We start from the raw sequence: 26,973 nt of genomic DNA on the forward strand, positions 1-26,973 counted from the left end.
GTCTTCGGTCTCGGTATCCAGGTCATCACCGCCCAGGCCCAGTTCCTTCGCGCAGTAGGTGCGGTAAAGGTCGATCAGGCGGTCCAGTAGGAAGCGCGGCTGCTCGGGAGTCGGCGGGTGCAGTGGTGTGCTGCGGCGCTTTTGCGAACTATGATGCCAAGGATCGGGGGTTTTTAGAGCTGCCCTTCAGTCGCACAGGAGCACCTGCAGCGACGTGTGCGGCTCTTCGCCGGGTTCGGCAAACCGCTTGATGGCGTAGAGGGATTCGATCCACTTGTCGTCCGGCCAAATGCCGGCGTGGGTGATGGCGTCAAGTGGCGCCTTGGCGTAGTTGTCGATGTCGCCTTTGGGCGTCACGAGCTTCGTGGACTTCGGCTTACGACAGACGAACTCCAGTGCTACATGCAGCTTCCCTTCCGGGATCGTTACGCCAGTGGTCTTGAGGTACGCGCCGGCTGCTTCCAGCCAGGTCTTGTAGGTCTTCAGGTGGTACGTGCCCCAGCGCGTTACGCGGGGGCGAGAAGCCGGAACGGGGTCTATTGGGAAAATGAAAGAGGCGGCCAACGCCGCCCCTTTCGTGACCTTGGACGAGGGCTTAGTAGTCGCCGTCGTCGCCATCATCTCCGTCGCTGTCTTCGTCCGAATCGTCGGAGTCGTCGTCATCGCTCGGGCGGTCTGCGCCGTCAGCGATTTCGTCACCATCCTCCTCATCGAAGTCGTCGGCTGCACGGCTGGCGCCGCCGAACTCGACCAACTTGATGATCTGGACGCCGACCATGCGCAGCGAAATGCCAAACTTCTTGTCCGCCGCCGCGAAGTAGGGCACGGCCTCGAAGCTCACCTTGAGAATGCTGCCGCCCCCGATGTTCGGCGGATTCTTCAGCACTTCCTTCTTGGCGTTCACGATGGTCGGGACCATGGTGTAGACCTTGCCGGTCTTCTTCGCCTTGATCTTGTGCTTCATCTTGAAGTTGAAGGTCACCCGGCCGGTCTCGTCGCCCTCATCGTCCGTTTCCGAAGCGAAGAAGTCGGCCAGTGCAGCCTTCTTGTGTTTCGGATTCTCAGATTTGAACTGCTCGAAGGCTTCGTCGCGGATGCCGGTCAGCTTCTTGATGAACGCCTGGGTGTCGGCGTCTGACTCGTCCATCGCTAGCTTGGCGGAGAACTCGCCGTCCGCGTTGTACTTGGTGTCGGGGGCATTCAGTCGCGGCCAGATGGCCGTACCGGCCGGGGACACGTATCGCTTATTCGCTTTCTTCTGGGTCATAGGATTCTGGTTCTTCGGGGAGGTAGCCGGCTTCGATCAGACGGGCTTCGGTGGAGGCGAAAGCCGCTCCGTACAGCTCGTTTTCCAGTGCTGCCTGTTCAAGCAGCCGTTCGATTTCGCGTGTCATGGGAGCTTCTTCGCCAGTTCTTCCTGGGCGTACTTGCGGACGGCCGACAGGGTGTTGAGTTCACGGAAGCGGCAGTCCGCTTCCATGCGTTCGGTGAGTTCGAGAAGGGAGAGCGGGTCGTACCCGCATTCCTCGGCGGTGAATCGGAAAGCGCAGGCCAGCCCGATGAGCTGGTCTGCGGGGTGCTCGACCATCTGCACGCCACTCAGGGCTGCGAAGGCGCCGCGGGAGGCCGCGTGTGCGCTTCGGGAGTGCAGTACGTGTGAGCGGAGACGCGGCTCGATCACTCGGACCGGCCCATCTCGTTGCGAAACTCCTCGACCGTTCCGTGGGTGGACGGGCTGTAGATCGCCAGGACTTGGCCGTAGGCGTCCAGTGCGACGTAGGTGCCGAGAGTTGCGTTGAAGTTGATGCTCATTGGGCTCCTGTGTTGGGATGAATCCCAAATATGGGATGTATCAGGCAAAGAAATAGCTGCTCTCAAGCACTGCGGAGAGGTCCAGGTCACCGAACGGGGGAATCTCTGGAAGATCAGCGGCGACCTCCACGGGTAGCTGTTCTGCCAGTTCGGTTCTGAAGTTGCCCAGTACGTCGCCCTCGTATTGCTCAATAAAGGCGTGACGCAGCGCGGCGGCGAGGGTGCCGGTGTTGCCGGCATGGGTTCCGTAGGAGTCGTGGATCATCGCGAAGCTGGTGATCCCGTTGTCCGACGCGAGACAGGTGGTCAGCATCAGGTGGCTCGCATCGCAGGAGTGAACGAAGTTGGGGGAGATCCCTAGACCCTGGCGACGGCGGTCAAGTTTGCTCCCGTCCATAGCCACGATTAATTCGACGCGCTTGCCGCCGATGTGGGTTGTGACGCGCTTGCCGAGGTCCTCCCTGTACTCCTGCAGGACCGGGAAGCCTGCCGGCGTGGTCCAGGCGATAGGGAGGTCGGAGGCCGATGCGACCTTCGATGCTTCCTTCAGCCAGTCCATCGCTTGGCGCGCGGCCACCACGACTTCGCCAATGCAGTCCCAAAGAATGTCGCCGAGGTAAGCGGCCTGCTCGTTGGAGGGCGAGAGTCCCTCCTTTTTGGCGTTGGCCTGCACCTGGCCGCGCATGCCGGACTTGGTGACGCCGTAAGGAAGCGTCATGACTGGCTGTTTGACGATGCCACGTGTCAACAGGCCATCCCAGAACAAGGCGCAAGCGTTCCCTGCCTCGGCTTCTGCCCTGACACGCGCCGCAGCCACGTCCATCACTGCCGTGTAGATGTCGGCCGGCTTGTCCTGCGGTAGAAGGTTCGTCGCAGAGCCGCCGATGGAGTCTCGGAGCATCGCCGAGAAGTTCTGCAAGCCGTTGCACGAGCCGTCGAGGGCGACCGGCAGGTGCGACACGTGCTCGTTGCCGTTAATGGAGTAGCCGAGCCACTCAAAGCAGGCGGCGAGGGCGCAGAACGGCGAGTCGGCTTTGGACCAAGCGCGCTGGCCGTCCAGCGGGCTGAGGGCCGAGTCTAGAATCATCTCCTCGTTCGCCTTGACCCACGCCAGGCGTTCCGAGAAGGCGACCTTATCGACGCCGAAGCAGTTTGCGACGTGGATAGCCAGCCAGAACGCGCCGTCCTCGCCAAGCGGTACGCCTTCGGCCAGTGTCAACAGTGCTTTTGCCTGGTCGTCGCCTTGCGGAGTTAGGATCGATGGGATCGGGTAGACCCGTCCGCGGAAGTCCAAGTTGTGCGGAAAGTAGATCGCCTCCTCGTCTTTGAACTTCACCGCCAGAGCGATTTTCTGCGCTGCCGACAATCGGCGGGAGGTGCCGCGGGCGTTCTCTTCGTAGACCTCTGCGCGGGCGCGCTTCCACGCCTTGAACTCCTCCGCATGGTGCTCCTTGTAGAACTCGGGGTCGCTAACCAGCAGTGCCGGCTGCTCCGGCAATTCCACTAAGTCGCGGTCAGGCAGGTCAGCGAAGCCGCCGCCCATTGCCCAAGCGTCCTGCATGACTTCCAGGACTGGTTTGTTGATCTTCCACGGAGTGGACTGGATGAGGTTGACCGCCCGGTAGACATTGGGCATGTCTGCCTGCTCCAGCTCGCGCTTGTAGGCACGGTTGCGCGTGCGCACGAGGTCCGCTCTTCCGCCGATGTCGGTGAGATAGCCACCGTCGCGAGGCGTCGTCCAGTCCTTGGGCGGGACGAGCATGGGCAACCACACTGGCAGGAACATTGAGGCGCTCTCGTGGGCCTTGGCGAGCCACTCGCGGATCGCGGCGGTGCCCTGCAAGATCGCGACGGTTTGGTTCTTGCGGGGTCTGGTCAGGATGATTTCGGCCAGGCCAGATGCCTCAATGAAGAGGTCGATCAGCTTCATGCCGACCAGAGCCTCTTCGTCCGGCGTGAACACGAACATTTCGGTCTCGGTCTTGGCGAGGGCGTGGTTCATCACTCCGGTCGAGTGATGCGCAGAGGTGGATTTCTTCAGCTGTTGTTGGATTACCCGGTAGAGGCCCGCGTGGTTGTCCCGCAGCTTTTTGTAGTTCACGTCCTGGGCGAGGGCAGCGCCTACAGAGCGTGCTACTGCTGTCAGCTTGGCCTGCTCGCCAGCCAGGGCATTCACGCACACCACCGCGGTCAGGTAAGCGCAACCCTCGGGGTCGAGATGCTCCAGCCACTTCACCGCCGTGTGTCTACGGCCGCCACCTCCTTGCTTAGCCTTCTCGACAAACTCACGGATGGCTTGGCCGGTGGCCGCGACCGCTTGCATGACCAGCTTCTTGCCGGGGCCGGTGTCAGCCTCGTCGGAATTGGCGCGGGCCTTCTCGTAACGGGCAATGCCGAGCGAAGTCGATTCGGATTCCAGCTGGAGCTGGCGTTCGTGGAGCGTTTGGGCGGTAGATTGCATATTAGGAATGCGTCCCGAATTTGAGATGGAATGGGCAAACGAAAAACGCCCCCGCCCGAAGGCGGAGGTGTTGGCGGAGCTGCTGAAACCGGCACGGCCGGAGGGTGGTACTTGAAGAGCCCCTTCAGTGGAACTGAAAGAGAGCTTTAAGTGACACCCTTGTGGTTCGAACTATCTTATCCCATATCTGGGATCGTATCTGCCGCACTTAGAGCTGGAGGTCTTTTGCCTCCCTCTGAAAGTTCGTTTGGTCTATAGCCCCGACTAATTGGTCGCGTCACCTGTGACGCCACGGATGTCACCTTTACGTCACCCGCGGCGTCACAAACGAACGAAAACGTTGTATGCTTAGGGGCTGGGGCAGGATTGTGATTCCAGATGTCGGGGGTTCGAGTCCCCTCAGCCACCCCACTGATTGCAGGAAAAGTTGGACCCGATGCATCGCGGGGTGTTGCAACGACGCAAAAACGCGCATACAATGTGCGACCAGTTTCAGGGCCGTTAGCTCAGTTGGTAGAGCAGTTGACTCTTAATCAATAGGTCCAAGGTTCGAATCCTTGACGGCCCACCAAACAAAAGCACTTAGGCATCCGCCTAGGTGCTTTTCTTTTTGTGCTGAGGAAAAGATGACGCAAGGAATCGGCTGCAGCTTCGCTGTCGTCTCGGTCGGCGGCCGCGGCAACGCAGTGCCGATCTCGGCCCGGCGCGATGCCTGGCCTGTGTCAGGTGCGCAATCGCCACCGGTCGTCGCCGCCCGGTCGAGCGAGCGCACATGAGGCCTGCTGTGTCCGGAGCATTGCGGCATTCGATCCTGGGCCAGGTTGGCATCTTCGCGATCGCCGGTCCTCCGCTCGGCGGGATGCTGGGCCTGGTGCTGTTGACCCGTTTCGATCTGCAGACCGTGTTGTTGATCGTTGCCTGGTCGTACGGCCTGGTGTTACCGGTGATTGCCTGCGCCGCGGCGGGATGGCTGTGTGCGCGCATCTGTGCCTGGCGGTACCGTGGGCGCCGGCCCAACCTGCTGGTCCACGTTGGCATCGGTGCGTTGAGCGGCCTGCTCTCGACCGGGGTGATCGTGCTGCTGCTGGCGATCATCGGCGGCTGGTCGATGATGTCTGATCGCGCAGTGATGCTGACGCTGCTGCAATGTGGGCTGGCGGCAGGTGGCGCCTGCGCCGTGCTTGTCTGGCTGATGTGGTCGCGCCTGACAGTGTCGCCCCGCGCCAGGTAACGGGGCGCCAGGCAGTGTCCATCGGCATGCGCAGCAAGAGGTTCTTTGCTGCACTGGATGGCGCTTAAGGCCTTGATGCGGTGGGCTACGCCTGATCGGCTGCGGGCAACTGCAGCCGTGGTCGCTTACGGCGATGCGGCGGGCGCGGGCGCCGCGCTCTGCTGCATGCGTGGGAACGCCAGCGTAAAGCACGCGCCCTGGCCGGGCGCCGATGTCACTTCCACAAAGCCACCTGCCTGACGGACTGCGCTGTACACCTGCGCCAGCCCCAGGCCCGCGCCTTTGTCGGCATCCTTGGTGGTGAAATACGCTTCGAACAGGTGCGCCTGCACGTGCGCATCCATGCCATGCCCGTTGTCGGCCACGGCGATGGTGACGTAGTGCCCGGCCGGCCTGGCCAGGTTGGCCTGTTCTTCAGCGACCACGGCGTCGCCGGTCTCCACGCGAATGACGCCGCCACCCTGGCAGGCATCGCGGGAGTTGATCACCAGGTTCAAGATGGCGCGTTCCACCGTGTGGCGGTCGACCATCGCGCAGCATCCACCTTCGGCGGTGCCAAGCTGCAATTGCAGATCCGCGCCGATCACCTGTTCGAGCAAGGGGCCGAGCTGTTCGGTCAAGGCAGCCAGGTCCACCGATTCCGGGCTGTACGGATACTGCCGCGAAAACCCGACCAGGCGCTGTGCCATGACCGAGCCATGTTGAAGCGCCGCATCGGCCACGCTCAACAGCTTGGTGTCGTGCGCATCGATCCTGGCGCGCTGTACCACCAGCTCGATGGCCGAGGTTGCCGCCTGCAGCACGTTGTTCAAATCGTGCACCACGCCGGCCAGCAGTTGTCCCACCGCCTCGCCCTTTTGCGCCTGCTCGGAAATCTTTTCGGCGGCGCTCTGCGCGGCGCGCGCAATGTCCAGATCGCCTTCGATGCGCTCTTGCAGGTCGCGCAGGCTGTGCAGTTCGCTCGACAGCGAATGTTCGCGCGCTTGCGCCAGTCGCAGCACACCACTGGAAAATGCGCGCTCTGCGGTCAGGGTTGAATCCAGTGTGCGAAAGGCGGTCTCCAGCGCCCGGCGGTCGGAGATGTTCCTGCTTACCGCCAGGATCGCTTCGACCTTGCCAAGCGCATCGAACAGCGGGCTGGTGACGACCTGCCAGATCTGGCGCACGCCGGCGAAGTTCACGCTGGCGGCCTCGAATTCCTGGATCGAACCGGCGCGGGAGCCGGCGATTGCCGCATCCACCAGCTCGGCCGCCTCCGGCGGCCACAGGTCGCGCCAGGGCCGCGCGATCAGCTGATCCTGGTGGCTGGCGCGCAGTTCGGTCAGGCCATTGATGTTGATGGCCGTAATCCGCCCGTCGAGGTCGATCTCCTTGATGCAGTCGCGGGACAGGGCCACGATCTGCCGATAGCGATCTCTCATCGCGATGACTGCCTCTCACTGGTGTTAACGGAATTTTAGCGAATGCCAGATTTACCCAGCGCTAGCGGGCGGAAGCAAGGTACGCCAGTGCGTGCCGAGTTGCATGATGAATATGTTTATCGTCGGCGCGTCGGATTCAGGGTCAGCCGCGCTCGCGCTGTCCGTCCAGGCGCGCAGGATGCAAGCCGTGGGCGATATTCAGCGGCGTCGTCGCTCCCGCGATGCTTTTTCTTTCCCGGCATCCCTGCAACAATGGCCGGGCAGGAGCAGCATCGCGAAAGTGGCGGAATTGGTAGACGCACCAGATTTAGGTTCTGACGCCGCAAGGCGTGGGGGTTCGAGTCCCCCCTTTCGCACCAATGCAGTGCGGCCGTGCGTGTTCCGGCCGCTTCCCGCCGCAGGCCTGGGGTCTTTCCATTGCGCGGCGCGGTGGCGCGTATTCCGCTGGCAGCGGCCGCCGTTATCGGCGAAACTACAAGGCTCGGCGGCTTTCTCGCCATCCGTCAACCCGCATCTTCCATCTCGTGCCGACGCTTGTGCAGTCGGTGGCAGGAGTCAACATGCAAGCATCGATCGAATCCACCGGCAATCTGGAACGCCGCCTGACCTTCACCCTGCCGCAGGAGCGCCTGGAGACGCATGTCGGTGGCCGCCTGCGCGAACTTGCGCGGACCACACGCATCAAGGGTTTCCGCCCGGGCAAGGTGCCCACCAAGGTCATCGAGCAGCGCTTCGGTCAGCAGGTGCGTGCCGAGGCGATGGAAGGCCTGCTGCGTGAGACCTTCGATTCGGCAGTGCGCGAGCATTCGCTGCGTCTGGCCGGCAACCCGCGTATCGATCAGGGCGAGAGCGATTTCGACTTCGTCGCCACCTTCGAAGTGGTGCCGGATTTCGGCGATATCGACGTGGCCAAGCTGTCGGTGGTGCGTCACACCGCCGAAGTGACCGATGCCGACATCGATCAGATGATCGAGAACCTGCGTCTGCAGCGCCGCACCTGGAACCCGGTCGAGCGCGGCGCGCAGGTCGGTGACCTGGTGGTACTGGAGACCTGGTCGCAGGCCGGCGACGAGCGTCTGCCCGCCGAGGGCGTGGAGACCGGCAGCAGCGTGCTGGGCTCGGGCGTGATGTTCGACCAGATCGAAAAGGGCCTGGAAGGCCTGGCCAAGGGCGAGGACAAGACCCTGACCATCGACTTCCCGGCCGAGTGGCGCGTGCCGCAGCTGGCCGGCAAGACCGTGCAGGTGCACGTCAAGGCGGTCGAGGTCTCCGAGCCGGTGCTGCCGGTGGTGGACAAGGAGTTCATCAAGAGCTTCGGCGTGAAGAGTGGCGATGCCGAGCAGTTCCGCGCCGACATCCGCACCAACCTGGAGCGCGAGCTCAAGGGCGCGCTGATGAACCGCCTGCGTCGCGAAGTGGGCGAGCAGCTGATCGCCGCCTATGCGCACGTGGAAATGCCGCCGCGCCTGGTCGAGAACGAAGCCCGTTCGATGCTGGCGCAGCAGGTCGAGCAGGTCCGCCGCAGCGGCCGCAACCCGGGCGAGATCCCGGCCGATGCCCACCAGGGTTTCATGGACGCGGCTGCCAAGCGCGTGCTGGTCGGTCTGCTGGTGGGCGAGGTGGCCCGTCGCAACGAGCTGCGCCTGGAATCCAAGCGCGTCAGCGAAACGCTGCGTCTGATCGCCTCGACCTACGAAGAGCCGGAGCAGGTCATTGAGATGTACCGCAACGACCCCCAACTGATGAGTGGACTGCAGAGCCGTGTCATGGAAGAGCAGGTGATCGACTGGATCGCCGAGCGCGCCCAGCACACCGAGCAGTCGCTGTCGTTCCAGGACGCCATTCGGGTCTAAGGTAAGCGACCGCGTGACACCAACCCGCATCCCGATGGCTGGATGCGGATGTCAAACCCGGGCATCGGCGCAAGCCGGTGCCACTACAGGAAGACTGATGAGCATTGTGACCAAAGCCCTGAACCTGGTGCCGATGGTGGTCGAACAGACCAGCCGCGGCGAGCGTGCGTATGACATCTACTCGCGTCTGCTGAAGGAGCGTCTGATCTTCCTGGTCGGTCCGATCGACGACCACATGGCCAACGTGATCGTGGCCCAGCTGCTGTTCCTGGAAGCGGACAACCCGGAAAAGGACATCAGCATCTACATCAATTCGCCGGGCGGCGTGGTCACCGCCGGCATGGCGATCTACGACACCATGCAGTACATCAAGCCGGACGTGAGTACCATCTGCGTCGGCCAGGCCGCCTCGATGGGCGCGCTGTTGCTGGCATCGGGCGCGGCCGGCAAGCGCTATGCGCTGCCGAACTCGCGCGTGATGATCCACCAGCCGCTGGGCGGCTTCCAGGGCCAGGCCACCGATATCGACATCCATGCGCGCGAAATCCTGACCCTGCGTTCGCGTTTGAACGAGATCCTGGCCAAGCACACCGGCCAATCCCTGGAGACGATTGCGCGCGATACCGAGCGCGACAACTTCAAGAGTGCGGTCGATGCGCAGGCCTATGGCCTGGTCGACCAGGTGCTGGAACGCCGTCCGGAAGAGTCGATCCAGCCGTCTTGATCGCCAGATTGCTGAAATTGCAGGAAAAACCGGCAGGGTCGGGCTGGGCGGATGTCCTCCCGACCCTGTGCTATTCTCGAAATCGAACCCCCGTGCATCGGGTGGGGTAACTGGGTAACAGAAGCATGAGCGAAGACCGCCAAGGTCGTTCCGGCGACAGCAACAAGATTCTCTACTGCTCGTTCTGCGGTAAGAGTCAGCATGAAGTCCGCAAGCTGATTGCCGGTCCCAGCGTATTCATCTGCGATGAGTGCGTTGAGCTGTGCAACGACATCATCCGCGAGGAACTCGAAGAGAAGGCGCAGTCGGCACGCTCCAGTCTGCCCAAGCCGCGCGAGATTCTCGAGGTGCTGGATCAATACGTGATCGGGCAGTTGCGCGCCAAGCGCACGCTCGCCGTGGCGGTTTACAACCACTACAAGCGTATCGAGAGCCGCAGCAAGAACGATGACGTCGAGCTGGCGAAATCCAACATCCTGCTGGTCGGTCCGACCGGCTCGGGCAAGACGCTGCTGGCCGAAACGCTGGCGCGCCTGCTCAATGTGCCGTTCACGATCGCCGATGCCACCACGCTGACCGAAGCCGGCTATGTCGGCGAGGACGTGGAGAACATCATCCAGAAGCTGCTGCAGAAGTGCGACTACGACGTCGAGAAGGCCCAGCAGGGCATCGTCTACATCGACGAAATCGACAAGATCTCGCGCAAGAGCGAGAACCCGTCGATCACCCGCGATGTGTCCGGCGAAGGCGTGCAGCAGGCGCTGCTGAAGCTGATCGAAGGCACGGTGGCCTCGGTGCCGCCGCAGGGCGGTCGCAAGCATCCGCAGCAGGAATTCCTGCAGGTCGACACCAAGAACATCCTGTTCATCTGCGGCGGCGCGTTCGCCGGCCTGGACAAGGTGATCCAGCAGCGTTCCAACGATGCCGGTGGCATCGGCTTCGGTGCCAAGGTCAAGAGCAGCGAGCGCAAGCAGGAAGTCGGCAAGATCCTGGCCGAGGTCGAGCCGGAGGATCTGATCAAGTTTGGCCTGATCCCCGAGTTCGTCGGCCGCCTGCCGGTGGTCGCCACGCTCGAGGAACTGGACGAGCCGGCGCTGATCAAGATCCTGACCGAGCCCAAGAACGCCATCACCAAGCAGTTCAAGAAGCTGTTCGACATGGAAGGCGTGGAGCTGGAGTTCCGCCCCGATGCCCTGTCGGCGATCGCCAAGAAGGCGCTCAAGCGCAAGACCGGCGCGCGTGGTCTGCGCACCATCGTCGAATCGGTGCTGCTGGACACGATGTACGAGCTGCCCTCGCAGGAAAATGTCAGCAAGGTGGTGGTGGACGAGTCGGTGATCGAGCACAAATCCGAGCCGTATCTGATCTACCAGGCGCAACCGGCGCCGGCCAAGGCCGCGTCCGGCGACTGAGGCCCGGATGCCGCTGCGCCCGGCCCCGGCCTCGCTCGCGGATAAAGGGTTTCCGAACGCTACTTGCAACACCTCGCCGATGGCCCCATAACGGGGCCATCGGCTTTTTTTACGCCCCAAAACCCCCATTCCTGCGGAGCGCCCCATGGCCCAGTCCCAACCAGAAGTTCTCGATCTGCCGGTGTTGCCGCTGCGCGACGTGGTGGTGTTTCCGCACATGGTGATTCCGCTGTTCGTCGGCCGTGACAAGTCGATGCGCGCGCTGGAAAAAGCCATGGAGGCGGACAAGCGCATCCTGCTGGTTGCGCAGAAGTCGGCCGAAACCGACGACCCGACCGCCAGCGACCTCTATACCGTCGGCACGCTCGCGCAGGTGCTGCAGCTGCTCAAGTTGCCCGACGGCACCATCAAGGTGCTGGTCGAAGGTCTGTCGCGGGTCACCGTCGACAAGGTCGTCGAGCTGGATGGCGCGCTGCAGGGCCAGGGCATCGAGATCGAAGCCAGCGACGCGCGTGAGCCGCGCGAAGTGGAGGCCATCGCGCGTTCGCTGATGTCGCTGTTCGAGCAGTACGTCAAGACCAACCGCAAGCTGCCGCCGGAGTTGCTGCAGACCCTGGCCGGCATCGACGAGCCGGGCCGTCTGGCCGACACCATCGCCGCGCACATCGGCGTGCGCCTGGCCGACAAGCAGCGCCTGCTGGAAATCACCGAGATCGGCGAGCGGCTGGAGCTGCTGGTCGGACTGGTGGACGGCGAGATCGATGTGCAGCAGCTGGAAAAGCGCATCCGCGGCCGGGTCAAGTCGCAGATGGAGAAGAGCCAGCGCGAGTACTACCTCAACGAGCAGATGAAGGCGATCCAGAAGGAGCTGGGCGATCTGGACGATGCGCCGGGCGAGCTGGAGGAACTGGCGCGCAAGATCGCCGAGGCGGGCATGCCCAAGCCGGTCGAGACCAAGGCCAAGGCCGAGCTCAACAAGCTCAAGCAGATGTCGCCGATGTCCGCCGAGGCTGCCGTGGTGCGCAACTATCTGGACTGGCTGCTGGGCGTGCCGTGGAAGAAGCGCACCAAGGTCCGCAAGGACCTGAAGGTCGCAGAGGACACCCTGGACGCCGATCACTATGGCCTGGACAAGGTCAAGGAGCGCATCCTCGAGTACCTGGCCGTGCAGTCGCGCGTGAAGCAGATGAAGGGGCCGATCCTGTGCCTGGTCGGGCCGCCGGGCGTGGGCAAGACCTCGCTCGGCCAGTCGATCGCCAAAGCGACCAACCGCAAGTTCGTGCGTATGAGCCTGGGCGGTATCCGCGACGAGGCCGAGATCCGTGGCCATCGCCGGACCTACGTCGGTTCGATGCCCGGCCGCCTGGTGCAGAACCTCAACAAGGTCGGCAGCAAGAACCCGCTGTTCCTGCTGGACGAGATCGACAAGATGTCGATGGACTTCCGCGGCGACCCGTCGTCGGCGTTGCTGGAGGTGCTCGATCCGGAGCAGAACAACTCCTTCAACGACCACTATCTGGAAGTGGATCTGGACCTGTCGGAGGTGATGTTCGTCGCCACCTCCAACTCGCTCAACATTCCCGGTCCGTTGCTGGACCGTATGGAAGTCATCCGCATCCCCGGCTACACCGAGGATGAGAAGCTCAACATCGCCATGCGCTACCTGGTGCCCAAGCAGATCAAGGCCAACGGCCTGAAGCCGGAAGAGATCGAGATCGGCAGCGATGCGATCCAGGACATCGTGCGTTACTACACGCGCGAATCCGGCGTGCGTAACCTCGAGCGCGAAGTGGCCAAGATCTGCCGCAAGGTGGTCAAGGAAATCGCGCTTGCCGGCCCGCAGCCGGATGCCAAGAAGCTGGCAGCCAAAAAGGGCAAGCCCAAGGCCCTGGTCGCGGTCAACGCGAAGAACCTCGACAAGTATCTGGGCGTGCGTCGCTTCGATTTCGGCCGTGCCGAAGAGGAGAACGAAATCGGCCTGGTGACCGGGCTGGCCTGGACCGAAGTCGGCGGCGAGCTGCTGCAGGTCGAGTCCACGCTGGTGCCGGGCAAGGGCAATCTGATCCTGACCGGTCAGCTCGGCAACGTCATGAAGGAATCGGCATCGGCTGCGTTGTCGGTGGTGCGTTCGCGCGCCGAGCGACTCGGCATCGATGTGGATTTCCTGCAGAAGCAGGACGTGCACGTGCACGTGCCCGACGGCGCGACGCCGAAGGATGGCCCGAGCGCCGGTATCGCGATGGTGACCTCGCTGGTGTCGGTGTTGACCAAGGTGCCGATCCGCGCCGATGTGGCGATGACCGGCGAGATCACCTTGCGTGGTCGTGTATCAGCGATCGGTGGCCTGAAGGAGAAGTTGCTGGCAGCGTTGCGCGGTGGCATCCGCACCGTGCTGATCCCCGACGAGAACCGCAAGGATCTGGCCGACATCCCGGCCAACGTCACGCGCGATCTGAAGATCGTGCCGGTCAAGTGGATCGACGAAGTGCTGGATCTCGCATTGGAGCGTCCGCTGGCACCGAAGAAGGCGGGTAAGGAAAAGGCCCGCAAGACGGCTTCGCGGGTTGCCGTTCGCGGCAAGTCACGCACTACTCCGGGTACCCGCGTCAAGCATTAAAACCGCCTGTCTAAACCCAGGCAAAACAAGCCAAAACCCGCGTCGTTATTGGGTTTTGGCTTGCGTGCGGTTGGGGGCGCTGGTATAAATGCACGACTCGTGGGCGCGGCAAATTGTGATGCGTCACGCGATACCACTTGTGTCGGGTTCTTCGCTAACGGCAAGAGCGCCGATTGTCGATTCCGCGGCATCTGCCGCAAAGGGAGTTTCAAGAATGAATAAAACCGAATTGATCGATGGCGTTGCCGCTGCCGCTGACATCTCCAAGGCTGAGGCCGGCCGTGCTGTTGACGCGGTTGTGAGCGAAATCACCAAGGCGCTGAAGAAGGGCGATGCCGTCACCCTCGTTGGCTTTGGCACCTTCCAGGTCCGCGCGCGCGCTGAGCGTACCGGCCGCAATCCGAAGACCGGCGACAGCATCAAGATCGCTGCTTCGATGAATCCTGCATTCAAGGCTGGCAAAGCCCTGAAGGATGCAGTAAACTAATCGACTCGCTAGGGTGCTTAGCTCAGCGGTAGAGCGTCTCCCTTACACGGAGAGGGTCGGGGGTTCGAAACCCTCAGCACCCACCATTAAGCACCAGGCAAATGTTTCAAGCGCGGAGCGGTAGTTCAGCTGGTTAGAATGCTGGCCTGTCACGCCGGAGGTCGCGGGTTCGAGTCCCGTCCGCTCCGCCAGTTATACCGAAGCCCCTGAGCGATTGGGGGCTTCGTTTTCTCCACCGCATTCGCATTGCGGAAATGGTGGGGAAGCAGCAGTCCAAGTTTAAAGCGGAGCGGTAGTTCAGCTGGTTAGAATGCTGGCCTGTCACGCCGGAGGTCGCGGGTTCGAGTCCCGTCCGCTCCGCCAGTTATACAAAGCCCTCGGCTTCGTGCCGGGGGCTTTTTTTTTGCGCCAGCGCGGCAATTGCGCGCCGAAAGCCATGCCGGATCCGGTGCGGTGCGGGATTGGGCTGGGTGCCCGGCGTCAGGCGCGTTACACTGCGCGGCTCGCCCACAGGCCGTGATTTGCCAATGCTGCAGAAACTTCGCGACAAGACGTCAGGCTGGATCGCTACCGCCATCCTGGGGTTGCTGATGATTCCGTTCCTGTTCGTCATCGACAACAGCTACCTCGGCGGCATTGGCGCCAATAACGTGGCCAAGGTGCAGGCGCCACCGATGTGGTGGAAATCGGCACCGTCGTGGTGGCCGGTCTCGCTGCTGTGGCAGCACCATGAAATCAGTACCCAGGATTTCCGCGCCCGCTTCGAGCAGGCGCGCATGCAGGAGCGGCAGCGCCAGGGCGAGAATTTCGATCCGCGCACGTTCGAATCGCGCGAAAACAAATTGCAGGTGCTCGACCAGTTGGTCGACGAGCAAGTCGTGCGTCTGGGTGCCGAAGATGCCGGCATCGTGATCGGCGATGCGACGGTGCGCGATTACATCGCCGGCATTCAGGCGTTCCAGGTCGACGGCAAATTCAGCCCCGACCAGTACCGCGCTGCACTTGCGCAGGGCACGCCGCCGCGCACGCCGGCGCAGTTCGATGCGTTGGTGCGCGACAGCTTGCAGCAGTCGGTGATTCCGCAGGCGATCGCCGAGTCGGGCTTTGCGACCAAGGCAGATTTCGAGCGCTTGCTCAAGCTGATGGGCGAAACGCGCGACGTGCAGCTGGCCATGCTGCCGCCACCGGCCGCCGATACCGCGCCGGTCAGCGATGCACAGATCAAGCAGTGGTACGACGGGCATACCCAGGATTTCCGTCAGCCGGAGACGGTGACGATCGAGTATGTCGAACTCGATGCCGCCAAGTTGCCGCCGGCAACCGCCGCTGACGAGGCGACGCTGCGCAAGCGCTACGACGAAGAGAAAGCGCGTTTTGTCGAGCCGGATCAGCGTCTGGCATCGCACATCCTGATCGCCGCCGGTAGCGATCCTGCCGCGCAGAAAGCCGCCGAGGAAAAAGCGGCCAAGCTGGCTGCGGAAGCCAAGCAGCCGGGCGCCGATTTCGCCGCGTTGGCCAAGGCCAATTCGCAGGACCCCGGTTCCAAGGGCGCTGGTGGCGATCTCGGGTGGGTCGAGAAGGGCACGATGGTCAAGCCGTTCGAAGATGCCTTGTTCTCGATGAAGGCTGGCGAGGTGGTCGGCCCGATCAAGAGCGAGTTCGGTTACCACGTGATCCAGCTGCGCGAGGTCAAGGGCGGCCAGGGCAAGTCGTTCGAGCAGGTGCGCGATCAGCTCGCCGCCGAGCAGCTCAAGGCCGATGCCGACAAGGCGTTTACGGATGTGAGCGGCAAGCTGGTGGATCAGGTCTACAAGAATCCCACCGCGCTGGAGCCGGCAGCCAAGCAGGTCGGTCTGCCGGTGCAGACGCTGGGCCCGTTCTCGCGCGCCGATGCCAGCGGTATCGCGGCCAATCCGGCGGTGCTGCGTTCGGCATTCTCCGAAACGCTGGTGCAGGACGGCACGGTGAGCGATCCGATCACCATCGGGCCGAACCACAGCGTGGTGTTGCGTGTGACCAACCACACCGCCGAGGCGGCCCTGCCGTTGGACAAGGTGCGCGAGAAGGTAATCGCCGCCGTCCGCGCGGACCGCAGCGAGAAGGCCGCCGCGGCCGCTGCCGACGCATTGCTGGCACGTGTACGGAAAGGCGAGACCCTGCAGGCGCTGGCCGCCAGCGAGAAGTTGCAGGTGCAGCCGATCCCGGGCTTGCCGCGCACCGCGCCGATTCCGACGCCGGCGGCAAACCGCGCCATCTTCAGCGCGCTGCGTCCGACCGAAGGCAAGCCGTCGGTGGGCAAGGTGGAGCTGGATGGCGGACGCTTTGCGGTGTTCGTCATCAGCAAGGCGACTCCGGGCGATCTGAAGCAGATGCCGGCCGAGCAGCAGACCATGCTGCGCGAGCAGCTGAGCCAGATCGACGGCAACAACGCGGCACAGGCGTACGTCAAGGAAATGCGCAAGCGCTACAAGATCCAGATCGAAGAGGCGCAGCTGTAACCGCTGCTGTTCGACTGGTGGAGAAAGAGCCCGGGAAACCGGGCTTTTTCTTTGGCCGATGCCGTGGGCAGGTGCCAGTGTTCGTGTGGAGTATCCCGCCGCTGGCGCTGCGGCGAGTCTGTGGTTGCGTGGGCCAGGCACTGGATTCCCGCAGCAACTGGCTAAGTCACTGCGATGGCCCGCCGCAACTGATCTGACGTCGTGCGCATTGCCATCCGTTGGAGACAGGTCTGCGGGGTTGCGGATTTCGCGCGTCATGGTTGCAGGCGTGCGGTCGCAAAGACGTGCGTCATTTAGCGCGCTGATCTGCCAGGCCAATCTGCCAGGCCAGAAAAGCCAGTGTCGGGTTGCGCGTTTGGTGCGCCTACGGGTGGCTACATGGCGGTTGGCGGCAGGCGCTGCAGGCGCGCTCGATCAACTGCGATGTCGGTCGGCTTGCAGTGATAGCGGGTTAATCGGCTGCGAGTACGTCCGTTCCCGACTCCACATAGGTTTCCGATTCCGTATGGCATCGCTGCAGCGGCGCAGGCAAAGGGGAAATGTCAGGCGCTCTCTTCGCATCCGACCGTCGCTTGCGCAGCGCGGTGCTCAACTTCCCCATGCGCAACATCGGCGAAAAGCATGCCGCTGCAGTGTCAGCGGCGCCGGAACGGCGCCGGAGGCAGGCGGCTTAGGTCAGGGTGTGTCTTCGAACGACAACACCATGCCGGGCTTCAGCACGGCGCGCTTGTCCAGGCCATTGCTGGTCAGCAGTGTCGTGACGGTCACGCCATAGCGGCGTGCGATGGCCCAGGCGGATTCGCCGTTGCGCACCGTATGCGTGGTGCGCGCTTGTGGCCTGGATGCCCTCGTCGCCGCGGCGGCAACGACCGTGGGAGCGGCAGCGTTGTTGTCGGCGTTACTGTCTGTTTCGGCGGCCGCGACCAAGGCGCCTGTTGCACCTGGTTGCGCAGGTGCGATCGGGGCGAGCACATGCACGCCACGCGGTGCGGCGCGAGCGCTGGCCAGCGCCGGATTCAGCCGGGCCAGCAGTTGCGGCTCGATGTCGCGTTGTCCGGCAAAGGCGTTGAGGCTGGTGCCGGCCGGCAATGCATGTTCGGTGAGTACCGGTACCGGGCGGTCGAGCGAGGTCAACAGATTGCCTTGCTGCTGCGCATGGTCCAGCACACAGGCCAGCGCGTGCAGCTTTTCCACGTACTCATAGGTGACCTTGGACATGCCGGGCAATTCGGACGGGCGAGCATTCTGCGCGTTCATGCCGGCCGAGCGCATGGCCTGCAGCACGCGATACTCGCCCGCGTTATAGGCCATCAGCGCCAGGCGCCAATCGCCGCCGAACATGCCATACAACGTCTTGAGATAACGCACCGCCGCCGTAGTGGAATCCACTGCCGAGAGGCGGCCGTCATATTGCGCGCCAACCGGCACATGGTGGTTGCGCGCAGTGGTGGCGATGAACTGCCAGAGGCCGGCGGGACCGCTGCCGTTGCGGGCGCCCGGGCGATAACCGCTTTCGACGAACGGAATCAGCGCAAATTCGGTCGGCATGTCGGCTTCGCGCAATTCATCGACCACGTAGCCGAACAGCGGCAAGACATCCTGTGCGTCGTCCGCCAGGCGGGCCGGCGCGCGCGAAAAATGTTGTTCCCAGCGCGTATCGCTATGCTCGCTGTCGCAGCCGGGATCGGCGCGACCGTCCAGGAACGACGAAAAGATCTCCCGACCATTGCGCACCTCGGGTGTGGCGGTCTGGGCGATCGAGCTCTCTGCGGGTTTGGGGCGGCTTGCGTCGTTGGACGATGCGGCTGCGGGTGCGATGACCGCCGATGCGGTCAGCACTGCCAGAAGCAGGCGCCTCATGCGCGAAATTCGTCTTTCCAGCGCCGAAGTTCGGCGAAAACGTCAACTTCAGAGGAAGGTGCGCCGGCTGCGCGCGATGCTACGGCGGCGCGGATTTCAGGACTGCTGGTACGTAGGAACGGATTGGTGGCCAGTTCACTCTTGAGCGAAATCGGCAGGGTAGGACGGGCTGCATGACGCATGGCCTGGGCTTCCTGTTGACGGCGCTGCAAGGCAGCGTTGGTGGGATCGACGTGCAACGCAAAGGCCGCGTTGGCCAAGGTGTATTCGTGGCCGCAACACACGAGCGTTTCGCCAGGCAGGGAGGCCAGGCACTGCAAGGAGTCGAACATCTGAGGAGCGGTACCTTCGAACATCCGCCCACAGCCTAGGCTGAACAGGGTATCTCCGCTGAATAGATGGCGGTCGGTGACGAAGGCGAGGTGGCTGCGGGTATGGCCCGGCACTTCCAGCACATCGAAATGGATGCCAAGCAGGCTCAAGCGCTCGCCCTGGCCCACGCGGCGGGCATCTGTGGGGATGCGTTCGTCGGCAGGTCCGTATAGCGCAAGGTCCGGCCAACGCTGCTGCAGCGCCGCCACGCCGCCGATGTGGTCGGCATGGTGGTGGGTCAGCAGGACGGCGCTGGGACTGAAGCCTTCGCGCTCTGCGGCGGCGAACACCGGCTCGGCCTGGCCGGGATCGACGATGACTGCGCGGCCATCGGTGGCGACCAGCGCCCAGATGTAGTTGTCGTCGAATGCGGGCAGTGCAGTCAGTCGCATAGAATTGGGACCATGCCTGCCACGCCATTCTCCCGTCAAGCTGGCGTCTCATCCTGGTTTGAAACAGGTGCAGGGCGCAGCCTGCTCCAGTTGGAGCGCCGATTGGCGCTTGCGGCGCTGCAGACGCGTCCGTCGCAGCCCTGGCTGTGGCTGACGCCCACTCCCGAGCTGCCGCCACGCGAGCTCCTGCAGGGGCGAGGGCTGCGGCTGCATCGCAGCGCTGGCCGCTTTGCGGGCGACGCGCGCTGCGCCATGCCGTTTCCGTTGCCGACCGAAAGCCTGCAGGCCATCGTGGTGCAGCATGCGGTGGTGGGCGGCGCGGCGGAATTCCTGGCCGAATGCGAGCGGCTGCTGATGCCGGGCGGCCGGCTATGGCTGTTCACGCTCAATCCGCTGAGCCCGTACCGCTTCCGCTGGGCGCGGCGTGGTCCGGTGGCGTTGCGGCCGGATCGCTGGCGGCTGCTGGCGCAGCGTGCGGGGCTGCAATGCGTTCAGACCGAGCGCTACCTGGGGCCGATCTGGCGCACCGGGCGTGGCGCCACCGGCGCCGATCGCGCACCCTGGCGTGCGGTCTATCTGCTCGAAGTGGAAAAGCGCGCTGCCGCTTCGATCGGGCCGACCCCGATCGCGATGCCCTCGCGCTGGCCGCAGCCTGTAGCCACGATCTGACGATTGACCACTTTCCAAACACCAGAAGCCGATGAAATCCATTGAAGTGCATACCGACGGCTCCTGCCTCGGCAATCCCGGGCCGGGCGGTTGGGCGGCCCTGTTGCGTTACAACGGCCGCGAGAAGGAATTGTCCGGCGGCGAAGCGACATCCACCAACAACCGCATGGAGTTGATGGCGGCGATCATGGCGCTGGAAACGCTCACCGAGCCGTGCCAGATCGTGCTGCATACCGACTCGCAATACGTGCGCCAGGGCATTACCGAGTGGATGTCCGGCTGGGTGCGCCGCGGTTGGAAAACCGCTGGCGGCGACCCGGTCAAGAACCGTGAACTGTGGGAGCGCCTGCATGCGGCCACGCAACGCCACAGCATCGATTGGCGTTGGGTGAAAGGCCACAATGGTGACCCGGACAACGAGCGCGTCGACGTGCTCGCCCGCAATCAGGCCATCGCCCAGCGCGGTGGCAGCGCAACCGCGTAAGCAATCAGCAAGAGGATTCATGCGTCAGATCATTCTCGATACCGAAACCACCGGCCTGGAATGGCGCAAGGGCAACCGCGTCGTCGAAATCGGTGCGGTGGAGCTGCTGGAGCGGCGCCCGAGCGGCAACAACTTCCATCGCTACCTGAAGCCCGATTGCGATTTCGAGCCGGGTGCGCAGGAAGTGACGGGGTTGACCCTGGAGTTCCTGGCCGACAAGCCGCTGTTTGCCGATGTGGTCGAGGAGTTCCTGGCCTACATCGACGGCGCGGAGCTGATCATCCACAACGCCGCGTTCGATCTGGGCTTCCTGGACAACGAGCTGTCGCTGCTGGGCGACAACTACGGCCGTATCGTCGAGCGCGCCACCGTGGTGGATACCCTGATGATGGCGCGCGAGCGCTATCCGGGGCAGCGCAACTCGCTGGATGCCTTGTGCAAGCGCCTGGGCGTGGACAACTCGCATCGCCAGTTGCATGGCGCCTTGCTCGATGCGCAGATCCTGGCCGATGTGTACATCGCGCTGACCTCGGGCCAGGAAGAAATTGGCTTTGCCAGCGCCGATACCGGCCAGCGCAGCGAGCATGGCGAGGGCATGATCACCTTCGATCCGGCGCTGCTGTTGCCGCGCGCACGGGTGGTGGTGACCGCGTCGGAGTCGCAGGCGCACGAGGCGCGCCTGGCGCACCTGCGCAAGAAGGCCGGGCGCGCGTTGTGGGATGCGCCGGTCGAAGAGGTGGCTGCTGCCGGGTAGTGCGGCTTTTGGCAACTGGTGTCCTGCTGTCGTGCGGCGTGGCGATGTGGTGGGAGTGCAGTGCGTAGTTGGTGCCCGGCGAGGCCGCGAATTGCGCGCCCGGAGTAGCTACCGCGCGGGTTCGATGCCCGAGCTTGGCTCTGCCAACAAAACGATGTCTCTCTGGTCTAGTGCGGAGCGGGATGATGTTGCTCTTCGCTGCAGGCTGGTGATCTGCGGCCTGGCTGCAGGGCCCTTGCCCGCCCACCATCGCGGGACACGCCGCAAGTACGTCCCTGTAGGCTCTTACGCGGCATCCATGCCGCGTAAGGTCCCGCGACGGTGGGCGGGCAAGGACCTGTCGAGATGGTCGGAGTGCATGGTGTTCAACCAGGTAGCCGACTCACGCTCTGGTGCACTGCTCTCGACGGTTCCGGGATCCTTGGCGGCCTGGATGCTGCCAGCGAGTCCTTAGGGCTAGATTTACGGCGTGACCCGCAGGCAGTGAGGACATCGCGCCCTCGACCGACCAGGCGCTTGTCTGCCTTCAACCAGATGCGGGCCAACAACACCCTTGCGCTCACCGCCAGCCGGGCACTCGCTAGGTCTTGTTGGCCGCTTTCAGTAGCTGCGCACCAGGATCGCGGTGATGTTGTCCGATCCACCGCCATCGAGTGCGGCGGCGACCAGGCATTCGACACATTCCTGTGCGCTGCAATCGGCTTGCGACAGGGTCGCGGCGATCGCGGCATCGTCGACTTCTTCGGTGAGGCCGTCGCTGCACAGCAGCAGCTGCATGCCGGATTTGAGCTCGCCCTGCATGGTGGCGACATTGAGGTGGACCGGATCGGTGACGCCCAGCGCCTGGGTCACCACATTGCGATGCGGATGCGCGCGCGCCTGTTCGCTGGTCAGCGTGCCCTGGGCGATCAGTTCCTGCACATAGCTATGGTCCTGGCTCAGCTGCGCCAGCCGGCCGTCGCGCCACAGGTAGGCGCGACTGTCGCCGACCCAGGCCACTTCGAAGCGCTGGCCCAGTACGCGCGCGGCGACGACGGTAGTGCCCATCGGCAAGGTGTCGTTGCAGCGGCGCGAGGTCTTGATGATCTCTTCGTCGGCGATGCGTACCGCCTGGGCCAGCGGGGTGCCGGCGCGCACCTCGCGCACGATGGTTTCGCGCGCCAGGGCGCTGGCCACTTCGCCGCAGGCATGCCCGCCCATGCCATCGGCCACCAGCCACAGCCCCAGCTCGCTGTCGCCGTAGTACGTGTCCTCGTTGAGGTCACGGCGCAGGCCGACATGGGTAAGGTGTCCGAATTCGAGCATGGGGGCGGGTCGCCAAGGAAGGAGGTGCGTGACCATCATCGCGGCGCGGCCGGCCCGCAGCAACACGCCGATCGCCGATGCCGCAGGGCGGGTTCACGCCCGGACCTTCGATCGTGCCGGCGATGCCGGCCCGGGCCGCTTGTGGCTGGGCGCCGGTGCCCGTATGATGCACGGCCCCAGGACACTGGGGACCATCTGGAGAGGTGGCAGAGCGGTTGAATGTACCTGACTCGAAATCAGGCAGGCGTTTATAGCGCCTCGGGGGTTCGAATCCCCCCCTCTCCGCCAGATTCGCATCAGCCCCCGCAAGGGGGCTTTTGTTTATGTGTCGCCGCCGCGCGCTGCTGCGCTGGCTACAATCCGCCCGATATCCGTTGGAGGCCTGTCATGTCCGAGATCCTGGTGCCCGTGTCCTTTGGTGAGCTGCTCGACAAGATCGCGATCCTGCAGATCAAGTCCGAGCGCATGAGCGACCCCGTCAAGCTGGCCAACGTGCGCAGCGAGCTGTCCGCGCTGGAGACCAGCTGGATGGCGCATCCGGCCGCCGGCCACGACATCGTGCGTCTGCGTGCGGCGCTCAAGGCCGTCAACGAGCGGCTGTGGGTGATCGAGGACGACATCCGGCTCAAGGAGCAGGCGCAGACCTTCGACGACAGCTTCGTGCAGCTGGCGCGCAGCGTCTATATCGAAAACGACGAACGCGCGCGCATCAAGAAAGAGATCAACCTGGCGCTGGGTTCGTCGTACGTGGAAGAGAAGTCGTATCAGGACTATCGCGCTAACGGTGTCTGAAAGCCGCTGACTGCAGGTCTGCGTAACCGATACACGTGGTGGTCGGTGGGTGCGCGGCGCTTTCTGGTGCGCCGCCACACTTCGAGTCGGCCGGCACCGCGGTGGTTGGCTGCCGCGCGCGTGAGCTGGCGGTGTTTCGCTCTTGTTTCCTGGCTGTCCTGGGCATCTGCGCCACGGCGCAGCGATTGAACGCCTGTTCGAGTGCCGATCCGATGCCCATCCTCAGCGCGGATGATCGCTGCGATAACGCTCGAATGCGGCGATTGCATCGTCCACGGTGATCAGCGCCATCACCTCGTCGAATTCGATCTTGGTGCCCCATTTCAGTTGGTCGGCCGGCTTGCCCAGGTATTTGCGGGCCGCCGCGTCGTAACGGTCCACGCAGTAGCGCACGTCCGAGTACGGGCCGCTGCGCAGCGGGTTGCTGGCCGCATGCAGGCCCAGCACCTTGGTGCCCATCGCGTTGGCGATGTGCATCGGCCCGGAATCGGGGGTGACCACCAGATCGGCGCGGGCGAGCAGGGCGGGGAGTTGTTTGAGCGTGTCCTTGCCGACCAGGTCCAGCACCGGCGTGCGCGCGGCCGCGACGATGGCATCGGCGGTGCTGCGTTCCAGCTCGCTGCGGCCACCGCACAGCACGACCCGCCAGCCTTGCGCTGCGGCATGGTCGGCCAGCGCGGCGTGGCGGTCGGGATACCAGTTGCGGCGTGCGTGGCTGGAGCACGGCGAAATCATCAGCACCGGGCGGCCATCGTCGTCCCATTGTGCGCGTGCCCAGCGATGCGCGTCGTCGGGAACCGGCAAGTCCCAGCGCACCTGGGTCTGGGTCAGGCCGAGCGGCTGCGCGAAGCTGCCGATGGCGTCGAGCACGTGGATGCCGGGGCGGTCGGCGATGCGCTCGTTGACGAACAGGCCGTGCAGGTCCTTGGAACGGCTGCGGTCATAGCCGATCCGCCGCCGCGCCGGCACGAAGGCCGACAGCACGTTGGCGCGCAAGGCCACCTGCATCTGCAGCAGCGCATCGAAGCGACCCAATGGCGCCAGCGAGCGGCGGAGCGCGCGCATGCCGGCCACGCCGGTGCGCTTGTCGTAGGCATGGAACTGCACGCCGGGCAGGCCGTCGAGCAATTTCAGCCCAGCCTTGTCGATGATCCAATGCAGCTGGCTTGCCGGAAATCCCGCCTGCAAGGTGCGCACCAGCGGCACCACATGGGTGACGTCACCCAGGGCGGACAGGCGCAGCAGGCATAACGAGGCGGGCGTAGAAGCCATGGTGTTGTTAGACTCGATAGATGGTTTCTTTCGACGCCACTGAAGCGCTGGCGCCGTACCGCGAAGGCCGCGGCTATGGCGCCATTCTGTTCGACCGCGAACGGCTGCGGCAAGCCGATGCCGGGCTGTTTTCGCCGCAACGCTGGGGCGACAGGGCACGGCCGGTCGATGAAGGCGGGCGCGGTGGGGCGTGGTTCGTGGATGCGCCGTTCGGTCACAGCGTGTTGCGGCAGTACCTGCGCGGCGGCATGGCCGCGCGCGTGAGCCGCGATCACTATCTGTGGAAGGGCGCCGGGCGCACGCGCAGCTTTGCCGAGTTCCGGCTGATGCGCGAACTGCTCAGGCGCAAGTTGCCGGTGCCGCGCCCGTTGGCGGCCTGTTATCTGCGCGAGGGGCTGAGCTATCGCGCTGCATTGTTGATGGAGCGCCTGGAGAACGTGCGCTCGCTCGCCGATCATGCGCAGGTCGCCGGGCGCGGTGCGCCGTGGGAAGAAACCGGGCGGCTGCTCGCCCGCTTTCATCGCGCCGGCCTGGATCATGCCGATCTCAACGCGCACAACATCCTGTTCGATGCCGGCGGGCATGGCTGGTTGATCGATTTCGACCGCGGCGTGTTGCGCATTCCGGCCACGCGCTGGCGCGAAGGCAATCTCAAGCGCCTGCATCGCTCGCTGCTGAAGTTGCGCGGCAACCGCAGCCGCGAAGAGGTCGACAAGGATTACGAACGCCTGCATCGCGCGTACGAACTGGCCTGGGGCCGGGGTTACTGATGAATTGGGCGTTGCGGGTGCAAGGGGTCGGCAATGCGTCGGCGGTGGCGCTCGGTTCGCCGATGGCCACCATCGAGCGCGCCGGCGCGCCGTGGCTGACCATCGATTGCGGCAGCGAAGGGCTGACTGCCTACCAGGCCCAGTATGGTCATCTGCCGCAGGCGGTCTTCATCACCCATGTGCACCTGGACCACGTCGGCGGGCTGGAACGGCTGTTCGTGGACAGCTATTTCTCCCAACGCCGCGGCCGCACGCGCCTGTACGTACCGGCGCCGGTGGTGCCGTTGCTGCAGCGGCGGATCGCCGACTACCCCAACGTGCTGGCCGAGGGCGGCGCGAACTTCTGGGATGCCTTCCAGCTGGTGCCGGTCGGCGACGCGTTCTGGCACGACGGGGTGCGGCTGGAAGTGTTCCCGGCGCGCCACCACTGGCCGGAGACCGCCTACGGGCTGCGGCTGAAGGGGGCGCTGGTCTGGAGTGGCGACACCCGGCCGATCCCGGAAATGCTGGCCCGTTATGCCGATGACAGCGAGCTCATCGCGCATGACTGCGGCGTTCACGGCAACCCGTCGCATACTGGGGTGGACGATTTGGAGCGGGAATACCCGCAGGACCTGTTGAGCCGCATGCTGCTGTACCACTACGCCAGCGACGCCGACGGCGACGTGCTCCGCGCACGCGGCCATCGCGTAGCCGTGCCTGGTCAACATCTGCCGCTGGCGGAGCCGACTGCCGCCATGGTGCCCTGATGGGCGCCCTGCTGTTGCCGAACCTGACCGCTGCGCCGATGCAGGACCGCTATGGCCGGCCGCTGCGCGACCTGCGCCTGTCGGTCATCGAGGCCTGCAATTTCCGCTGCGGTTACTGCATGCCGGCCGATCGCGTGCCCGACGATTACGGATTCGATGCGCAGCAGCGCCTGAGCTTCGATCAGCTGGAAACGCTGGTGCGTGCCTTCGTCTCGGTCGGCGTCACCAAGGTACGCCTGACCGGTGGCGAGCCGCTGTTGCGTCGCGATCTGCCCAGCCTGATTGCGCGCCTGACCACGATCGAGGGCATCGAGGATCTGGCGCTGACCACCAACGGCACCTTGCTCGCGCGTCAGGCGGTGGCGCTGCGCCAGGCCGGGCTGCGCCGGATCACGGTGAGCATGGACGCCCTGGATCCGGAGCTGTTCAGACGCATGAGCGGCAACCGCGGCGAGATCGCGCAGGTACTGGCCGGTATCGCCGCTGCCGAGCAGGCCGGCTTCCAGCGCCTGAAGATCAACTGCGTGGTGCAGCGTGGCGTCAACGAAGATCAGGTGCTGCCCCTGGTGGAGCACTTCCGTGGCAGCGGCCACGTGCTGCGCTTCATCGAGTTCATGGATGTGGGCAGCTGCAACGGCTGGACCGCCGATGCGGTGGTGACCTCGGCGCAACTGCACGCGCGCATCCACGCGCGCTGGCCATTGCTGCCGCTGGATGCCAACTACACCGGCGAAGTGGCGCAGCGGCATGCATTTGCCGATGGCGCCGGCGAGGTGGGTTTTGTCAGTTCGGTCAGCGTGCCGTTCTGCGGCGATTGCCAGCGCGCACGCGTGTCGGCCGACGGGCAGTTGTACACCTGCCTGTTTGCCAGCCAGGGCCATGACCTCAAGCCGGCCCTGGCCGAGGGCGAGCATGGGTTGTCCGAGCATCTGCGTGCGCGCTGGAGCGTACGTGGCGACCGCTACAGCGAGGTCCGTGCATCGACACCGCGCCGTGGCAAGCCGGTGGAGATGTTCCTGATCGGCGGGTAAGGCGCTG

25 protein-coding genes and 6 tRNA genes are annotated in these 26,973 nt (G+C 64.3%); 20 read left to right on the forward strand and 11 right to left on the reverse strand.

Going from position 1 to position 26,973, the window contains the following annotated elements:
• Positions 1-186: 186 nt before the first annotated feature.
• The 6 genes from XARJCFBP2528_RS12015 to XARJCFBP2528_RS12030 form a co-directional block, all read right to left on the reverse strand.
• Complete coding sequence (locus tag XARJCFBP2528_RS12015) at positions 187-564, reverse strand: RusA family crossover junction endodeoxyribonuclease (protein WP_157789108.1); 378 nt, start codon at positions 562-564, stop codon at positions 187-189.
• Positions 565-595: 31 nt separating this feature from the next.
• Positions 596-1,267 (reverse strand): ssDNA-binding protein, encoded by a 672-nt coding sequence (locus XARJCFBP2528_RS21665; RefSeq protein ID WP_080591420.1) that lies wholly within the window; start codon positions 1,265-1,267, stop codon positions 596-598.
• Positions 1,245-1,394 (reverse strand): hypothetical protein, encoded by a 150-nt coding sequence (locus XARJCFBP2528_RS23445; protein WP_016904685.1) that lies wholly within the window; start codon positions 1,392-1,394, stop codon positions 1,245-1,247. The genes XARJCFBP2528_RS21665 and XARJCFBP2528_RS23445 overlap by 23 nt, the downstream gene beginning before the upstream one ends.
• A complete protein-coding gene (locus XARJCFBP2528_RS12025; protein WP_230673882.1) occupies positions 1,391-1,588 on the reverse strand; it encodes a hypothetical protein in 198 nt (65 codons plus the stop codon). Before XARJCFBP2528_RS12025 ends, XARJCFBP2528_RS23445 begins: the two co-directional genes overlap by 4 nt.
• A gap of 89 nt (positions 1,589-1,677) precedes the next feature.
• On the reverse strand, positions 1,678-1,812 hold the full coding sequence (locus XARJCFBP2528_RS24275; protein ID WP_016904683.1) for a hypothetical protein: 135 nt from the start codon (positions 1,810-1,812) through the stop codon (positions 1,678-1,680).
• Positions 1,813-1,852: 40 nt separating this feature from the next.
• Positions 1,853-4,273, reverse strand: a complete 2,421-nt coding sequence (locus XARJCFBP2528_RS12030; RefSeq protein WP_016904682.1) for a DNA-directed RNA polymerase — start codon at positions 4,271-4,273, stop codon at positions 1,853-1,855.
• A 495-nt stretch (positions 4,274-4,768) separates the two neighbouring features.
• On the opposite strand from XARJCFBP2528_RS12030, the gene XARJCFBP2528_RS12035 reads away from it, so the two are divergent.
• Positions 4,769-4,844 (forward strand) — tRNA-Lys (locus XARJCFBP2528_RS12035).
• A gap of 201 nt (positions 4,845-5,045) precedes the next feature.
• The gene (locus XARJCFBP2528_RS12040; protein WP_039810480.1) at positions 5,046-5,504 is read left to right on the forward strand and encodes a hypothetical protein; all 459 of its coding nucleotides are present in this window, start codon (positions 5,046-5,048) and stop codon (positions 5,502-5,504) included.
• 125 nt (positions 5,505-5,629) lie between these two features.
• On the opposite strand, the gene XARJCFBP2528_RS12045 is transcribed toward XARJCFBP2528_RS12040, so the two are convergent.
• Positions 5,630-6,925, reverse strand: a complete 1,296-nt coding sequence (locus XARJCFBP2528_RS12045) for a PAS domain-containing sensor histidine kinase (protein WP_016904680.1) — start codon at positions 6,923-6,925, stop codon at positions 5,630-5,632.
• Positions 6,926-7,199: 274 nt separating this feature from the next.
• On the opposite strand from XARJCFBP2528_RS12045, the gene XARJCFBP2528_RS12050 reads away from it, so the two are divergent.
• From XARJCFBP2528_RS12050 to XARJCFBP2528_RS12095, 10 genes are all read left to right on the forward strand, one after another.
• Positions 7,200-7,284, forward strand: a tRNA-Leu gene (locus XARJCFBP2528_RS12050).
• A 201-nt stretch (positions 7,285-7,485) separates the two neighbouring features.
• Complete coding sequence (tig, locus tag XARJCFBP2528_RS12055) at positions 7,486-8,778, forward strand: trigger factor (RefSeq protein ID WP_039810498.1); 1,293 nt, start codon at positions 7,486-7,488, stop codon at positions 8,776-8,778.
• Between the two features lie 97 nt (positions 8,779-8,875).
• Positions 8,876-9,502 (forward strand): ATP-dependent Clp endopeptidase proteolytic subunit ClpP, encoded by a 627-nt coding sequence (gene clpP, locus XARJCFBP2528_RS12060; protein WP_002806026.1) that lies wholly within the window; start codon positions 8,876-8,878, stop codon positions 9,500-9,502.
• Between the two features lie 125 nt (positions 9,503-9,627).
• Positions 9,628-10,914, forward strand: coding sequence for an ATP-dependent Clp protease ATP-binding subunit ClpX (gene clpX, locus XARJCFBP2528_RS12065; protein WP_003483788.1), 1,287 nt, complete (start codon positions 9,628-9,630; stop codon positions 10,912-10,914).
• A gap of 145 nt (positions 10,915-11,059) precedes the next feature.
• On the forward strand, positions 11,060-13,531 hold the full coding sequence (lon, locus tag XARJCFBP2528_RS12070; RefSeq protein ID WP_047124738.1) for an endopeptidase La: 2,472 nt from the start codon (positions 11,060-11,062) through the stop codon (positions 13,529-13,531).
• Positions 13,532-13,745: 214 nt separating this feature from the next.
• Positions 13,746-14,018, forward strand: a complete 273-nt coding sequence (locus tag XARJCFBP2528_RS12075; RefSeq protein WP_016904732.1) for an HU family DNA-binding protein — start codon at positions 13,746-13,748, stop codon at positions 14,016-14,018.
• 11 nt (positions 14,019-14,029) lie between these two features.
• A tRNA-Val gene (locus XARJCFBP2528_RS12080) sits at positions 14,030-14,104 on the forward strand.
• A 28-nt stretch (positions 14,105-14,132) separates the two neighbouring features.
• A tRNA-Asp gene (locus XARJCFBP2528_RS12085) sits at positions 14,133-14,209 on the forward strand.
• Positions 14,210-14,304: 95 nt separating this feature from the next.
• Positions 14,305-14,381, forward strand: a tRNA-Asp gene (locus XARJCFBP2528_RS12090).
• Positions 14,382-14,545: 164 nt separating this feature from the next.
• On the forward strand, positions 14,546-16,516 hold the full coding sequence (locus tag XARJCFBP2528_RS12095) for a peptidyl-prolyl cis-trans isomerase (RefSeq protein ID WP_016902545.1): 1,971 nt from the start codon (positions 14,546-14,548) through the stop codon (positions 16,514-16,516).
• A gap of 675 nt (positions 16,517-17,191) precedes the next feature.
• Here XARJCFBP2528_RS12095 and XARJCFBP2528_RS12100 read toward each other — a convergent pair.
• Both XARJCFBP2528_RS12100 and gloB read right to left on the reverse strand, forming a co-directional pair.
• Entirely contained in the window at positions 17,192-18,376 is a 1,185-nt protein-coding gene (locus XARJCFBP2528_RS12100; protein WP_016902544.1) for a lytic transglycosylase domain-containing protein, read from the reverse strand.
• Complete coding sequence (gene gloB / locus XARJCFBP2528_RS12105) at positions 18,373-19,140, reverse strand: hydroxyacylglutathione hydrolase (RefSeq protein WP_016902543.1); 768 nt, start codon at positions 19,138-19,140, stop codon at positions 18,373-18,375. Before gloB ends, XARJCFBP2528_RS12100 begins: the two co-directional genes overlap by 4 nt.
• 12 nt (positions 19,141-19,152) lie before the next feature.
• Here gloB and XARJCFBP2528_RS12110 point away from each other — a divergent pair, with 12 nt between their 5' ends.
• Genes XARJCFBP2528_RS12110 through dnaQ form a run of 3 tightly spaced genes read left to right on the forward strand, consistent with a single transcriptional unit; the run spans position 19,153 to position 21,047 of the window.
• A complete protein-coding gene (locus tag XARJCFBP2528_RS12110) occupies positions 19,153-19,809 on the forward strand; it encodes a hypothetical protein (protein ID WP_026064332.1) in 657 nt (218 codons plus the stop codon).
• Between the two features lie 31 nt (positions 19,810-19,840).
• The gene (gene rnhA, locus XARJCFBP2528_RS12115; RefSeq protein ID WP_024938428.1) at positions 19,841-20,293 is read left to right on the forward strand and encodes a ribonuclease HI; all 453 of its coding nucleotides are present in this window, start codon (positions 19,841-19,843) and stop codon (positions 20,291-20,293) included.
• 19 nt (positions 20,294-20,312) lie between these two features.
• Complete coding sequence (gene dnaQ / locus XARJCFBP2528_RS12120) at positions 20,313-21,047, forward strand: DNA polymerase III subunit epsilon (RefSeq protein WP_039523879.1); 735 nt, start codon at positions 20,313-20,315, stop codon at positions 21,045-21,047.
• Positions 21,048-21,647: 600 nt separating this feature from the next.
• On the opposite strand, the gene XARJCFBP2528_RS12125 is transcribed toward dnaQ, so the two are convergent.
• Entirely contained in the window at positions 21,648-22,352 is a 705-nt protein-coding gene (locus tag XARJCFBP2528_RS12125) for a PP2C family protein-serine/threonine phosphatase (RefSeq protein WP_024938430.1), read from the reverse strand.
• A gap of 197 nt (positions 22,353-22,549) precedes the next feature.
• Between XARJCFBP2528_RS12125 and XARJCFBP2528_RS12130 the strand changes: the two genes are divergently transcribed.
• Both XARJCFBP2528_RS12130 and XARJCFBP2528_RS12135 read left to right on the forward strand, forming a co-directional pair.
• Positions 22,550-22,640, forward strand: a tRNA-Ser gene (locus XARJCFBP2528_RS12130).
• A 99-nt stretch (positions 22,641-22,739) separates the two neighbouring features.
• The gene (locus tag XARJCFBP2528_RS12135) at positions 22,740-23,144 is read left to right on the forward strand and encodes a DUF6165 family protein (protein WP_047124739.1); all 405 of its coding nucleotides are present in this window, start codon (positions 22,740-22,742) and stop codon (positions 23,142-23,144) included.
• Between the two features lie 222 nt (positions 23,145-23,366).
• On the opposite strand, the gene XARJCFBP2528_RS12140 is transcribed toward XARJCFBP2528_RS12135, so the two are convergent.
• Positions 23,367-24,416 carry a glycosyltransferase family 9 protein gene (locus XARJCFBP2528_RS12140; protein ID WP_047124740.1) on the reverse strand — a complete coding sequence of 350 codons (1,050 nt, stop codon included), beginning with the start codon at positions 24,414-24,416 and terminating at the stop codon, positions 23,367-23,369.
• A 20-nt stretch (positions 24,417-24,436) separates the two neighbouring features.
• Here XARJCFBP2528_RS12140 and XARJCFBP2528_RS12145 point away from each other — a divergent pair, with 20 nt between their 5' ends.
• The 3 genes from XARJCFBP2528_RS12145 to moaA are packed head-to-tail and all read left to right on the forward strand — an operon-like array spanning position 24,437 to position 26,966.
• Positions 24,437-25,186, forward strand: coding sequence for a 3-deoxy-D-manno-octulosonic acid kinase (locus XARJCFBP2528_RS12145; protein WP_016902536.1), 750 nt, complete (start codon positions 24,437-24,439; stop codon positions 25,184-25,186).
• Positions 25,186-25,935 (forward strand): MBL fold metallo-hydrolase, encoded by a 750-nt coding sequence (locus XARJCFBP2528_RS12150; protein WP_016902535.1) that lies wholly within the window; start codon positions 25,186-25,188, stop codon positions 25,933-25,935. The genes XARJCFBP2528_RS12145 and XARJCFBP2528_RS12150 overlap by 1 nt, the downstream gene beginning before the upstream one ends.
• Entirely contained in the window at positions 25,935-26,966 is a 1,032-nt protein-coding gene (moaA, locus tag XARJCFBP2528_RS12155) for a GTP 3',8-cyclase MoaA (protein ID WP_016902534.1), read from the forward strand. The genes XARJCFBP2528_RS12150 and moaA overlap by 1 nt, the downstream gene beginning before the upstream one ends.
• Positions 26,967-26,973: the final 7 nt, after the last annotated feature.

Source organism: Xanthomonas arboricola pv. juglandis (assembly GCF_001013475.1).
GTDB classification, from domain to species: Bacteria; Pseudomonadota; Gammaproteobacteria; order Xanthomonadales; family Xanthomonadaceae; genus Xanthomonas; species Xanthomonas arboricola.